This is a genomic window from Streptomyces sp. NPDC001222 (assembly GCF_042896945.1).
GTDB classification, from domain to species: Bacteria; Actinomycetota; Actinomycetes; order Streptomycetales; family Streptomycetaceae; genus Streptomyces; species Streptomyces gibsoniae.
Genome location: NZ_JBIAXT010000029.1, coordinates 1 through 12,497, shown reverse-complemented (window position 1 = coordinate 12,497; position 12,497 = coordinate 1). Strand labels below are relative to the sequence as shown.

The 12,497-nt window shown below is 67.6% G+C and carries 11 protein-coding genes and 1 pseudogene; 3 read left to right on the top strand and 9 right to left on the bottom strand.

What is annotated here, in order from left to right; all coding sequences use genetic code 11:
- Positions 1-1,390: 1,390 nt before the first annotated feature.
- Positions 1,391-2,287, bottom strand: a complete 897-nt coding sequence (locus ACFY2Z_RS30745) for an aminoglycoside phosphotransferase family protein (RefSeq protein WP_390747417.1) — start codon at positions 2,285-2,287, stop codon at positions 1,391-1,393.
- Between ACFY2Z_RS30745 and ACFY2Z_RS30740 the strand changes: the two genes are divergently transcribed.
- A complete protein-coding gene (locus tag ACFY2Z_RS30740; RefSeq protein ID WP_390747416.1) occupies positions 2,237-2,806 on the top strand; it encodes a hypothetical protein in 570 nt (189 codons plus the stop codon). The genes ACFY2Z_RS30745 and ACFY2Z_RS30740 overlap by 51 nt on opposite strands.
- Positions 2,807-2,812: 6 nt before the next feature.
- On the opposite strand, the gene ACFY2Z_RS30735 is transcribed toward ACFY2Z_RS30740, so the two are convergent.
- From ACFY2Z_RS30735 to ACFY2Z_RS30725, 3 genes are all read right to left on the bottom strand, one after another.
- On the bottom strand, positions 2,813-3,424 hold the full coding sequence (locus ACFY2Z_RS30735; protein ID WP_390747338.1) for a transposase: 612 nt from the start codon (positions 3,422-3,424) through the stop codon (positions 2,813-2,815).
- On the bottom strand, positions 3,334-3,873 hold the full coding sequence (locus ACFY2Z_RS30730) for a winged helix-turn-helix domain-containing protein (RefSeq protein ID WP_390747337.1): 540 nt from the start codon (positions 3,871-3,873) through the stop codon (positions 3,334-3,336). Before ACFY2Z_RS30730 ends, ACFY2Z_RS30735 begins: the two co-directional genes overlap by 91 nt.
- A gap of 313 nt (positions 3,874-4,186) precedes the next feature.
- Positions 4,187-4,870 (bottom strand): maleylpyruvate isomerase family mycothiol-dependent enzyme, encoded by a 684-nt coding sequence (locus ACFY2Z_RS30725; RefSeq protein WP_390747336.1) that lies wholly within the window; start codon positions 4,868-4,870, stop codon positions 4,187-4,189.
- 170 nt (positions 4,871-5,040) lie between these two features.
- Here ACFY2Z_RS30725 and ACFY2Z_RS30720 point away from each other — a divergent pair, with 170 nt between their 5' ends.
- Positions 5,041-5,517 carry a GNAT family N-acetyltransferase gene (locus tag ACFY2Z_RS30720; protein WP_390747415.1) on the top strand — a complete coding sequence of 159 codons (477 nt, stop codon included), beginning with the start codon at positions 5,041-5,043 and terminating at the stop codon, positions 5,515-5,517.
- 381 nt (positions 5,518-5,898) lie between these two features.
- Here the strand turns inward: ACFY2Z_RS30720 and ACFY2Z_RS30715 are convergent, their stop codons facing one another.
- The 4 genes and pseudogenes from ACFY2Z_RS30715 to ACFY2Z_RS30700 all read right to left on the bottom strand — a co-directional run bounded on the left by ACFY2Z_RS30715 (position 5,899) and on the right by ACFY2Z_RS30700 (position 9,067).
- Complete coding sequence (locus tag ACFY2Z_RS30715; protein WP_390747335.1) at positions 5,899-6,279, bottom strand: alcohol dehydrogenase catalytic domain-containing protein; 381 nt, start codon at positions 6,277-6,279, stop codon at positions 5,899-5,901.
- Positions 6,276-7,658: a cytochrome P450 gene (locus tag ACFY2Z_RS30710; RefSeq protein ID WP_390747334.1), complete on the bottom strand. Its 1,383-nt coding sequence runs from the start codon at positions 7,656-7,658 to the stop codon at positions 6,276-6,278. The genes ACFY2Z_RS30715 and ACFY2Z_RS30710 overlap by 4 nt, the downstream gene beginning before the upstream one ends.
- A 60-nt stretch (positions 7,659-7,718) precedes the next feature.
- A pseudogene (locus tag ACFY2Z_RS30705) lies at positions 7,719-8,852 on the bottom strand (NAD(P)/FAD-dependent oxidoreductase).
- Positions 8,849-9,067 (bottom strand): ferredoxin, encoded by a 219-nt coding sequence (locus tag ACFY2Z_RS30700; RefSeq protein WP_390747333.1) that lies wholly within the window; start codon positions 9,065-9,067, stop codon positions 8,849-8,851. The pseudogene ACFY2Z_RS30705 and the gene ACFY2Z_RS30700 overlap by 4 nt, the downstream one beginning before the upstream one ends.
- Before the next feature lie 735 nt (positions 9,068-9,802).
- On the opposite strand from ACFY2Z_RS30700, the gene ACFY2Z_RS30695 reads away from it, so the two are divergent.
- Entirely contained in the window at positions 9,803-10,183 is a 381-nt protein-coding gene (locus tag ACFY2Z_RS30695) for a hypothetical protein (RefSeq protein WP_390747332.1), read from the top strand.
- 791 nt (positions 10,184-10,974) lie between these two features.
- On the opposite strand, the gene ACFY2Z_RS30690 is transcribed toward ACFY2Z_RS30695, so the two are convergent.
- Entirely contained in the window at positions 10,975-11,316 is a 342-nt protein-coding gene (locus ACFY2Z_RS30690; RefSeq protein ID WP_390747331.1) for a MerR family transcriptional regulator, read from the bottom strand.
- Positions 11,317-12,497: the final 1,181 nt, after the last annotated feature.

Genomic DNA, 12,497 nt, shown 5'->3' with positions numbered 1-12,497 from the left:
CGGGCTCGATGGCGGTGAAGGCCCGTCCGACGAGATCCGGCGACGGGGCCGCCTTCCGGTCCGGGCGGGTGAGGCCGCGGCGCCGGCGGCTGCTTCCTCGGGGACCGACCGTCCCAGTATCAGGCTGTCCAGCCCCACGGGGGAACTTCCCCTGGGCAGATGCCCCAAGATCGAGGACGCCCCTCTGTTACGGCGCGGGAGATTCGGGGCTCTGACCGGAGTTCCGTGACGCCCAGTGTCGCCCCAGCCGTGGCCACAGCAGATGCCGGTCTGGATCACCGATGCGCCTGTCCGAGTCACTTGCGGACGTTCCGCGAGGGAGAGACGCGCGGCGGGGGTATGTCGCTTCGTGCGAGGTGACCTCGGGATTCATGAGGAGATCAGGTATGTACGCGATAGTTCGGCGTTACGAAGGGGTCACCGACCCTGCCGAGGCGGGACGGCGAGTGGACGAGGGATTCGTGCCTCTCCTCCGCCAAGTCCCCGGATTCGTGGGTTACTACTGGGTTGACGCCGGGGATGGAGTGATGGTCTCTACCAGCGTCTATGAAGACCAAGCCGGGGCCGAAGAGTCGGTCAGGAGGGCGGCGGACTTCGTAAGGGACAACCTCGCGTCATTGCTCCCCAACCCTCCTCAGGTCACGGCCGGCCAGGTTGTGGCTGCCGGGTAGCGGCCTGGGGGGCGCTCGATCCCAAGGGCCCCCGTTCCGACGGCCTGGCCTTTCATGAAACTCCGGCCAGAGCCAGATTCGGGGAGCCTCATCAACGTTCGGGGCGCGTCATTTCTGCGGGCTGAGCTGGGCCGATGCCCCGAGATCCTGTCCACGAATAGTCCACAGACGGCGTCATAGGGCCGCTCAGGGCGCATACGGCTGCACAAACGCGAAGACCCCGGCCGCAGCGTTTCCGCTGGTGACGGGGTATTTGGGCACCTCATGCAAGGCGCCCCGGCAGGATTCGAACCTGCGTACACGGCTCAGTGAATGCGTCGATCGCCCCTCGCAGCTCTCTGCCGTGCGGTAGAGCTCGTTAGACGGGTCCAGCGACACAAAATGTGTCGGAGGTGTGTCGGACGCCCTCGCGTAGCTCGCCCTGTCGGTACCCGGGGCAGCTTCGGACCACGGCCGCGAAAACCCGCCGCTCCAACCATCGCGGCAGCGAGGAAGGCTGAGCATCGAGCTGCGCGAGACCGAACGGATGGGAGTCGTGTGGGGCCTCGCGCGTCGCGGGATGCTGCGGGCACCCCGCCGCCCCGGTTTCGGCCAGCCCATTCCACCATCGACGGGGAAAAACCGCGGTTGAGATGCCAGAGGATCGTCCTAAGGGCATCACGAGCAGGTAGAGGTCCGTTCGTCTCCACGGGGAGAACATCGTGAGCGACGCTCCGGGTCTACATCAAACCGCCTCTCAGAACACGATCGAGCGCCGCCTGGCCTGCGGGTCCCCATGTGGGCTTGCCGCCAGGAAGGCCCCGATCTCCGTTTTGGCCCATAAGCATGAGGAATAGGCTTTTCAGAGCAGCCAACCCGCGGGCGCGCCTAATTGTCGCCTCGTCCGCATGCGCGTACACGTCGAAGAACCGTGAGGCGACGCCCGCGGGAAGGACCACCCATGCGGCCGCGAGGTCCCACGCCGGATCGCCGGCGAACATGTCACCGAAGTCGATCACACCCGCCAGTGTGCCATCCGAGACGACGACATTTGCGGGATGAAGGTCACCGTGCACCCATACCGGCGGGCTCTCCCACTCGGGGGCCGCAACGGCATCATCCCAGACGGCCCGGACCTCGTCGGCAATCCCGCGAGGTGCAACGGCTTGAAAGAAGTGGTCGAAGCCGTCCGCGCACTTCTTGGGATGAGCGCCGCGGTCCGAACTGGTCGGCGCCTCGGCGGGCGCCTCCACATGGAGCGCCCTGAGGAACCCCGCCAGAGTGTCAGCCGCGTGGTCGTCGCGGCTGATTGAGGTGTAGTCCAGTGGCTCGCCGGGAACCCACGTCATGATCGTCCAGGGCTTCGGAAAGCGCGCAGACGGTTCACCGACCCGCACAGGATTCGGGACCGGGAGTGGCAGGTGCGGGGCCAGAACGGGCAGCCATCGGCACTCCTTGCGCTGGAGATCCGGGGCACGTTCTGTACGCGGCATGCGCACAGCCAACTCGTCCCCAAGGCGCCACTGTTGGTTGTCCCAACCGCCCGCTACTGAACTTGGTTGAGTGATGTCGGGGCCCGCCGCAGGGTGGTGGGGCCACCTCGCGCCTTCCCGGTGTGGCCGGAGCACGAGGATGATGCTCGCGTGATCCGAGACTTCCCGCCGTTGCCGTTGCCCCAGTACGCCGTGGTCCGTATCGCCTGCTCACCAGGGGTGCCTGCCGAGATCGCCGCTGATCTGCGGGAAATCGGCGTCCCAGCAGGGCTGATCGGTTATGAATACCAACCGCTGACTGAGGCGACGCTCCTGGACGGGATCGGTGAAAGTGGGTTGGTCGTCTTTGGGTCCAGCGGCCTGTTCGGTCGGCTCGGCGTCGATGTGGCTTCTCGTCGCGTCGTGCAGATCCCCAAGATCGGGTCCGCGACCGTCTGGCATGTGAACAGGGACCTCGAGGCCTTCCATCGGTGCGTCGCGGGCACCATCGCCCGCTTCCCGTTCTACGAGGAAGACGAGGAGGACAGGTTCCAGGAGGTGGCGGACGAGCTTCGTCGGCTCCTCGCTGCTCTCGAGGCCACCGCACTCGCAGACAACGGGTTGTGGGAGACCTTGTGCGATGACGTGGCGATGGGCGACTACGCGAACTGGGAGGAGGAATGAGTCACGTCAGTCCAGGGTCAGGCCGGTGGTTGCGAGGCATCCGGCGACGAGTTCTGGACGGTACTGGATCTTCTTGAGCCGACGTTTCACGGCTCGGGTGATCTGAGTGAGGTCCGCGGCGGCGAGGTTGCCGATCTCGCGTTTGACCAGTGACCAGATGCCCTCCTGTGGGTTGAGGTCCGGGGCGTAGGTGGGCAGGTGGAACACGGTGAGCCACTCGGCGTTCGTCTCGATGAACGCACGCATGCCGGCGGTCAGGTGCAGGCGGAGGTTGTCCCAGACCAGGACGATCGGGCCGCCGAGCTGGATGCGGGCGCGGACGATCAGGTCGCGGAAGTCGCGCCAGCCGAAGCCCTTCGGTTCGTCCTTGCGGCCGCGATACTCGCGGATCGTGTAGATCAGTCGTGACCGCTCGCCCGGCTTATAGCAGGTCATGCCCGCCATCGACACCCGCCCGGAGCCGCGGCCCCTCACCCTCACGACCGGGGTCTGGCCGATCCGGCCCCAGGTTCTGGCGCGCGGCGGAGTCATCGACTGCCCGGCCTCGTCTTCGAAGACGATCCAGGCCCCGCGCTCCGCCGCGGTGCTCTTACCCGCGGCCAGGTCTCCTTCTTCCATACCTCGACCGCGTCGTCATCGCGCTCGATCGCCCGCCGAGTGGGCTGCTGCCAGCTCCAGCCGTGCCGCCTCAGCAGCCGCCAGGTGCCCTCGACTGTGTAGGAGACGCGGAACAGCCGGCCGATGAGCGTCTTGATCCGTGCCAGCGTCCACCGCTGGTCCGTCCAGCCGTGAGCCAGCGGACCACGCTCCAACTCCCGCTCCAGCCTCGCGACCTGGACTTCATTGAGCCGAGGTCTTCCCGGTGACCCCTTCGACAGAACCCCGGCCTCACCGTCCTCGCGCCAGGCCCGACGCCACCGCTCCACCGACCGCACACTGATGCGCAAGGCAGCGGCAACCTCCGCGTTCTTCTGCCCGCTCTCGAAACGCCCCACGGCCTGGAGCCGCAACCGCTCCCGCGTAGTTCTCTCGGCGTCGGTCAGTCCGCCGCCCTGCGCGTACCTCACACCCCAGGGCTACCGGTGCCGACACTCAACTGTCAGGCGAACGGCACCGACATCACCCAATCAAGTTCAGTACCTCGCGGATGGCCAGCCCTGCAAGGTCCGGATGCTGCTCCTGCAGCAGGTCGTGGACCAGGTCAGCGGTGATCTCGATCTCGGAGTCAGTCATGCGAAGCCACAGTACTGGGGCAGGCGGAGCGGCTCTCGCTCTTCGGAAGATCTAGCCATTCAACCTGCTGCTGCGAGAGAGCAGTTTGGTCAACTCTGGTGGGAACGCCCTGTGCGCCGCGCCATGTAGAACGACACAGGGACATGCTCAACCAAGCGTGAGCCATCGAATGCCCAGGCGATCAGCCTCCGCTGTTTCCTCCTCGGTGATCGGATCACGTCCGGTCGCCTTGCGCAGGAGGCGGAGTTGGCCCCAGCCGAGCTTCTCCAGTGCTGCCGCACTGCCCGGGCCGAGCAGAAGATCCCGCACCACGTCCGCGGCCTGTGAAGTCAGCCAAGAGTCGTGTCCCAGAGCGTCGGCCAGGTCCAGGCCATGCACCGCGACCTCGACCACCCGCGTCACCAAGAACTCCGACAACAGCATCGGATCCCCGTGCCTGGTGCGAACCACGCGCCCGTTTGGCTCGGCCCTGCACAGCCGATCCACCTCCTTCCAGGTGGCGTCAAAATCCTGGGCGAGGCCAGCCCTGCTGAGTTGCTCGACCGCGTGCTCCTGAGCCAGTGCGATCCGGGCCGCGTTGGCGTCCGGGGCGAAACGGTTGTCGGGCCGGTAGTACTGCGCTGCCGACACTTCGGCGCGGACGGGCGCCGGTGCGGCCAGCATCCCGGGCAACCAGGCGATCACCACCCGGACGTGCGCGAGCAGGTCGCCAACTGTCCACGGCGCGCACCGTGTCGGCAGACGCCACTCGGCCCCCGAGACTGCGGTCATCGCCTGGGCGAGTTGCCCGGCCTCGATGCGAAACGCTTCAACTACCCGCCCTTGATCCATACCGATCAAGCTACCTGGGCGGAGCTGGTCCAGCGGTAGATCTCAAGCACGGTCTCAGAGAGGGGCTCAGTTCAGCCAGGATTGATCGACTCGTCGTCCTGCGGTAGCAATGGCGGATGATGCGTGGCAAGAAGATCGGGCTGCGAGCCCGGCACGAGGCTGATATTCCAGTGCTCCATGCGGTTCTTTACAACGACGTGGCAACCCGGTCGCGCCAGGACCCTCGGCCCTGGCATCCGATACCACCAGGGTCGGCCCACTCCCCCTATGCAGTCGCTGAGCCCTCGGACGCTGCAGCATCCTTTTCGGTGGTGGAACTCGAATCGCAGGAACTGGTCGGTGCCGCCGGGCTGTGGGGCATCGACACGCATAACAGGTCGGCGCACCTGGGGATCTCCGTGCTCCCTGACTTCCGCGGTCGTGGGTTTAGCACGGACATCGTCCGCGTGCTGTGCGAGTACGGGTTCGCGGTACGCGGACTGCAACGACTGCAAGTGGAGACCATGGTAGACAACGCGCCGATGATCGCGGCGGCGAAGGGTGGGGGGTTCACGATCGAGGGCACGTTGCGGCGCTCGGCCTGGGTATACGGAGCATTCGTCGACGAGGTGATCCTAGGCCTCCTCGCTCATGAGTGGACTCCCTGAGGACGGGAGGTTAGGGGCCAGCGGTGCCTGCCGAAGAAGCGAAGCGCCGGATCTCTAGCTTGGGGCCGTGTAGTCGATCAACGCGCCCAGGTCGAATGGGCGGTTGGCGTAGCGGCTTTTGGGCCGGAGCTGCCTTGGTGCGAGTGATCACGGCCCCTTACGCAGGCCCGCGGATCGGGCAGGCTTGTGGACCTGCCCCTTGGTGCCCGATGTGCGTGCTTCTCGGGGGAGCGGGCGGCCGGCGGCGCCGAGCGGAGCGGAGACATGAGCGCGGGCGCCGCCGGCCGCCTGCCCCCGCCCGGAGGAGCGAAGCGACGGCGGGTGCTTGATCAGGTAGGGAAAGTTGCAGGTGCAGCGACCGCTTCACGGCCTGATAGCTGGTCAGCCCGGCGTCGGTGAGCGGGGCGGCCTGGCGGGGTCGAGGGTGCCGAGCGGAATCAGGTACCGCGCCACCGGGGCCAGCAGGTACTCGGCCGTGCCGCCGTCGTGCCCACCGCCCAGGCCCGGGCCCTGACCCCCGAGGTTCTGGCAGTAGTTCTCCCAGCCCTGACGGCAGTTGGCGCACACCCCGCAGCCCCAGGAGCCGTAGACGATCACAGGGTCTCCCGGCGCGAACCCGGTGACGCCCGGTCCCAGCCGTTCCACCCACCCCGCGTTCTCGTGGCCGAGCGTGAAGGGCGGATTCGTGAAGCCGGGCAGCGGTCCGGGGGCCTGCATGATGTGCAGGTCGGAGTGGCAGGCACCGGCACCCGCGACCTTCACCAGGACCTGGCACGGGCCGGGCTCGGGTACCGGTACCTCGTGCAGCTCGGGCGGTTGCCGCCACCCGACGAGTTGAAAGGCCCGTATGGCGATCCTTTACGCAAACGCTGGTCAGTCGCGGATGCCGTCGATGTCGACAAGGACGTGGCGCGGGCCGCGGAAGATCTGGTTGTGCCGGTACGGCGGCGGGTCCTCGACCGCCGGGGATTCTGCACCCGGCGGACGAACTCGCCGACCGCGACCTGGACCTCGAGCCGTGCGAGCGGAGCGCCGAAGCAGAAGTGGATGCCCTGGCTGAAGCCGAGGTGCTGGTTGTCTTGGCGTTCGAGGTCGAGTTCGTCGGGGTCGGTGAACCGTTCCGGGTCGCGGTTCGCCGAGCCGTACGCCAGGAAGATCGGCGCCCCCTTCGGGATGGTGGTGTCGGCGATGTCGATGTCTTCCACGGCGGAGCGGGTGTGCCAGAACTGGACGGACGACTCGAAGCGCAGCAGCTCCTCCACAGCGGGCACGATCAACTCCGGTCGGCGTCGAAGCTCTTCCAGCGCGTCGGGGTGCCGCAGCAGGGTGAGCACGCTGTGGGCGATGAGGTTGACCGTGGTTTCGTGTCCCGCGAAGATCAGGAGCAGGGCGTTGCTCGCGAGCACGCCCTTGGACATCCGCCCCTCCGGGCCGTCCTCGTTCACCAGTGCCGAGAGCATGCCCGGGCCGGGCTGTTGGGCGTACCGGTCGAGCAGCTCGGCTGCGAACTGCCCGAACTCCCGCACGGCTTGGCGGCCCCCGACCTGGCGGCTCCGGATCTCCTCAGAGGCGGCCTCGGGACCGAAGTCCAAAGCGTCCAGAGCCGTCTCGATCCAGTGGTGGAAGCGTCGCTCGTCCTCCAACGGCACGCCCAGAACCTTGCAGATCACCGTCACCGGCAGGGGATAGGCGAAGTCGTCGACGGCATCGATGCGGGTCTTGCCGCTCATGCCGTCCAAAAGATCGACGACGATACGGCGGATCTCGGGCTCCAGGTCGGTGATCAGGTGAGGCGCATGGGGCGGGCCGACGAAGTGCGGCATCATCGTCCGGCGGTCACGGTCGTGCTCGGGCGGATCGCAGGTGATGATGTTCGGCTCGGTCAGCACTTCCCTGATCGGCTCGGCAACGGGTTCCGCCGAGCCCTCTGCCCGAGCGGCGGCCTGGACGGGACACTTCCGTGGATCCGAACTGACCCGGGGGTCGTGCAAGAGCGCCACGATCTCCCGGTAGGTGCTGACGACGTAGGTTCCGTCCGGCTGCCGCGCCACTGGTGTCTTGCGCAGTTCCTCGTAGAAGGGGTACGGATTGGCCCGGTTGGCGTAGCGGAGGGCCTGCTGCCAGGGGGTTTCCTCGACCACGGGGCTCCCCTCCTTCTCCTGTCGATGCTGTCCGCCTACAGGCTTGGCCCGGCGAGCGCGTCAGTGACGGCGCGGCCGGAACTCGGCCTTCCGCTCGCTCGGGGCGTGGCCGGTCAGGACGACGTCGGGGATCGCCGTCGGGACGCTCGGGTCGGGGAACTCGGCCGGCACCGGCTTCATGTCGGGCGGCTGGTCCCAGCCCGGCGGCGGAGGCGGGTACGGACCGGACTGCTCGATCAGTTTCCCGTAGTACTCCAGCCACTTGCCGTGATCGAAGGTGACGGCCGCGACAATGCGGCCCCGGTGACCGTAGGCGGCGGCGAAACGGCGGTCCGGGACGGACCCTTGGGTGAAGACGATCTCGTCACCGAAGGGCGGCACTCCGACGGACTTGATATTGACGCCGAACTGACCGGACCAGAAGCCGGGCAGCAGCAGATGCGGACGGTAGTGGGGTTCGAGGTTCACCATGTTGTGGGCCGCGACCTCGGCGCCGAGAACGGCGTTGTCCCAGTGCTCCATTGCCAGGAACTGGTACTCGTACAGCACGTGCGGCGCACGCGCCACGTCCCCCGCCACGTAGATGCTGTCGGTGACCACGCCGTTGATGTCGAAGGCCCGGCCACCGGCGTCGCACCCGACGCCCCAGAAACGGCCGCCAGCCCGGAGCCCCCCAGCCATTCCACGTTGCGGATCGACCCCAGGGATGCCACCACCACATCGGCGTCGACAGTGGCGCCGTCGGACAGGTGCGCCCGCTGCACATGCCCTTCGGAGTCGCCCTCCAGTGACGACACGCCCAGCCCGCAGCGCAGGTCCACGCCGTGAGCGCGCTGCATCTGCGCGACGATCTCCCCGATCACCCCGCCGAGCGCGCCGACCAGCGGCGCCGAACCCCGCTCGACCACGGTCACCGGGATGTCGAGCTCCCGGCACACAGAGGCCACTTCCGAGCCGATGAACCCCGCGCCGATGACCACGACCCGTGACGGCGGCTCGGCCAGCGCCTTCTGCAACTGCTCCGCATCGTCACGCGAGCGAATCGTCCCCGACGATGGTCAGGGAACCGGTGAAGCCCTCCTCGCGCAGGGTCTCCGCCGCCCGCAGCCCGGCGAGTGAAGCACCCACGATGACGATCCGGCCGCTGGCCCGGAACTCCCGCACCAACTCCGCGACCGTCGTCCGCAGAGTCATGACGTCTCGCCCCGCTCCGTGCCGTCCAAGCGGTCGATCACGATCGCCTGCACTGGGCACGCCGCAGCCGCTCGCTCGACCTGAAGGCGCCGCTCGTGGTCGGGGTTCGGCTCGTAGGTGAGCGCCTCCTGGCCGTTCAACCTGAAGACCTCGTGCGCCAGATACACGCACTGCGCGTATCCCTGGCACCGATTCAGGTCCACGAGGATCCGCATGGGCAGACTCTTCCGCTCTGCCTCCGCCCACGGCGACCATCGATCCGGTCATGCAGCCTCGGTCATGAAGCCACGGGCCGGTTTCTCAAGCCTCCCGTCAGGGCGACGGGGCCGGATGCCCCACCCGTCGCCCCGGCCAGGCCACCGAATGAGCAGGTTCGGTCCTGTTCGCTGCGCCGCTTCCTTCACGGAGACGCTTGCCGGCTGTGAGCGTGGGTGTAACCAGACGGGGGCGCTGCATCGCTGGTGTCGGCGTCAGGGTGTGCCCCGGTCATCACACCTAAAAAATACTCGTCCCGCCTTCTGGCGATCGCAAACCCGCCACTGCGGCGAACTGGATGCATCCGTGACCTCGAGCCCTCACTCCCCGGGCTGAGGCGATCTTCGGGCCGGTGAAGCCACTGATCACCGGTACCGATCCGGCCGCCGTCCCCGCCAACCCGGCCGCTTCCTGGCGCGTGCCCCGGCTGGACACACTGCCGCGGCCATGGCAAGGAAGGCCAGCGCGCCGATGGGGCCGGCGACGGGCAGCTCGCCCTGAAGAGCGATCTCTGTTGGCGTTCGTGCCGGCCGGTCGACGGTCAGCTTCGTCACTTCGACATTTCCATACGTCGTATGGTAACAATGGAAGCGCAGTTACATACGACGTATGGAACTGCTCGCTCGGACCACACGTCACACATCGCCTGGCAGAACCGCCACTGGCACAGACCACCCCCTCGGGAAGGAAAGATCATGAACAAGCTCGCGAAGCGCATCGCCCTCACTGTCTCCTCCGTCGCGGTCGCCGGTGCCGCCGTCCTCGGTGCCGGTGGCACTGCTTCGGCCGCGCCCCTTGCGTCCACCCACGCCCAGCACCCGACCGACAGGGCCGTGGCCGCTGACTACAGCTGGGACCACGGTGTCGGCTACCTGCTCGAGCGGGGCTACTCCTGCGATGAGACCCGTGGCTGGCACCAGGACCACCACGGCACCGATTCGCCCCGGCACGACTGCGACGGTCTCTACTACCGCGATGGTCACTTCTACCGCTGGGAGGGCGAGGGACACGGCCGGACGTCCGACAGGCCCTACCGCCACGACGGGAACCGCTGCGAGCAGGCATCGGGCTGCTGATGGCTCGCCGGTGACGCGACCACGCACGTACGCAAGGGCGACGGGCTGACCAAACTCCTCCCCGCGGTGACATGCGCTGCTGCGGTCGCCTGGTATCTCGTGCTGCTTGCCGGTGGCGGCTCGTGACGTTGCCCGAGGACTTCAGCGGCCAACCTGCGATACGTAGACGATCCTCCTCGTCGGCTGCTGCGCGCCGGAGGCGGAGGCCCTGAGCCCTGTTAGCGAGCCCACGCCGAGGCTGGCAGAGTGAATCTGTGGCCCTGCTGATGAGCGCGACCGATCTGGCCGCGTCCTTATCACTCACAGAAGCGCCGGTGTGGTGTCGGTTTGCGCATTGCTCTTCACCGTCGCATCGTTCTGGTGGCTCAACGCCAGACAGGGGCGCCTGAAGACATGGGAGCCTCATGCCTTCGCAGCGATCATCCACTCATCCACCGCCCGCCTGCGGCTCCCGCTCGTCCTCCACAACACCCTGACGCGCGGTGCCAGCGTGGCGCTTCCCTGCGCCTCAGGGGGTAGGGCAGGCGGCGATGAGGGGTCAGCTCGGCGAGGCGGGCTCCTGACACGTCGACGGCCTCCAGCGTCGCCACCATCCCCGCCGCGGCCCGGGGATACCTACTGCGCCCACCACCCACGACCGCGGTCCTTCCACCAATCCCTCCGGGTAGAAGCTGCCACGCTGAGCGTCCACAGCGGTCCGTCGCGGGATGAACGTCTGCTGCACCGCCGCGACCAGGTGTCGGCCTCGGTCGCTGACGATCAGTGTTCGGTTGGCGCTCGGCGTACTCGAGTCAGGCTGAGGTCTTCGGCTGCGACCCGCCCTCGGTGCGCAGTTGCTCGTTGATGCGCTGGGCTTCTTCGAGCTGGTCTTCGAGAACGACGATGCGGCAGGCGGCCTCTATGGACGTGCCCCCATCGACGAGTTCGCGGGCGCGGGCCGCGATGCGCAGCTGATAGCGGGAGTAGCGGCGGTGGCCGCCTTCGGAGCGCAGAGGTGTGATCAGGCGGTGTTCGCCGAGGGAGCGCAGGAAAGCGGGGGTGGTGCCGAGCATCTCGGCGGCCCGGCCCATGGTGTAGGCGGGGTAGTCGTCATCGTCGAGATTGTCGACGGGACGGGGAGCAGCAGGGGGCATAGACCTCTTCTTTCGCGGACGCGTCGGGGGGCCCGGGCGCCGTACCGGCACCCGGGCCCCGAGCTTTCAACACCATCTACCGGCGCACTGCGCCGACCTTCTTCGTCCGCAGGGGCCGCCTGGGAGGGCGGGGCTGCGGGGATCGCGGATGCGTGACCGGGGACCACCTTCCAATCCGGGGCCTGCGGTACCCGGGCGGACTGCTTCCTCGCCCGGGCGATCCTGATGGCGTTCGGCTCCTTACCTTCGATTACTCGGTTGTACTGCTGGATACGGCGGGTACTGCTCACGACCCCTCGGGGCCATGTCCTTCTGACCTGCTCGCACGGCAGTTCATGTCTGCCGTGCCCACTTCGACTTCCTGGGTACGACACGACTGTAGCGCCACGATGAGTCAATGTCTACTCTCACCACAACAGATTTCCTTCAGGGTGGATGTGTGCGGCTCTACTGCCTGCACACCCAGAAAAGTGCTGCCCCGGGTACGTGGCGGCGCGAATGACGTCGCCCTGAACAGCAGCACACCAACCGATCCGGGTCGGGGTGCTGTGCGGCGGGGACGCCCCGCCGGACGGCACCCACCGTCAGCCGCCGCGCGTCACCAAGGCCCGAGCCGGCCATGGGCGGCGGCGCCGACTCCTGCGGGAACAGCGCCGGCCACCGACGCCAGGCCGCACACTGCAACCAGATTCTGCACTCGCCTCGTGCCTGCAGACTGCGCCGTATCCACCGTCTGCCTCAGTTGTCTTGAGGCAGACCGACGCATGATGCGGATGGCATGCCCGCTGCGGGCAGCGGCCTACCGAATGCAACCCATCCGCCGTCCCTGCCGGACGGCGCCTGGCCCTGGACACCGTCCGGGCCGGATGACATCGACTGCGGGTCTACTCCGGCAGCTCGGTGTGGCGCCGGATTCTGACCCCCTCGTCCGGTGCGGAGCGGATCCACGAGGTCGCAGAGCTGGTGGACCAGCCACATGCCGCGTCCACCCGACCTGCCGGGCGTCCGGCCTTCTCCGGCCGACCAGGGGGTCCACGATGTAGCCCGCGTCGCGGAACTCGCACACAAGTCGGTGCTCTCGCTCCAGGTGTCGTCGACGGGTGAAATGAGGGCCACGGACGGCGGATCAAAAGCGGGCCACTGCGTGATCTCTTAATCATCCTGACTTCACTGGTACGGGA

Coding starts and splice junctions, on each gene's coding strand:
- ACFY2Z_RS30735 (WP_390747338.1), bottom strand. CDS start 3,424: ATGGAAGAAGGAGACCTGGCCGCGGGTAAGAGCACCGCGGCGGAGCGC.
- ACFY2Z_RS30725 (WP_390747336.1), bottom strand. CDS start 4,870: ATGGATCAAGGGCGGGTAGTTGAAGCGTTTCGCATCGAGGCCGGGCAA.
- ACFY2Z_RS30700 (WP_390747333.1), bottom strand. CDS start 9,067: ATGCGGATCCTCGTGGACCTGAATCGGTGCCAGGGATACGCGCAGTGC.
- ACFY2Z_RS30695 (WP_390747332.1), top strand. CDS start 9,803: ATGAACAAGCTCGCGAAGCGCATCGCCCTCACTGTCTCCTCCGTCGCG.
- ACFY2Z_RS30690 (WP_390747331.1), bottom strand. CDS start 11,316: ATGCCCCCTGCTGCTCCCCGTCCCGTCGACAATCTCGACGATGACGAC.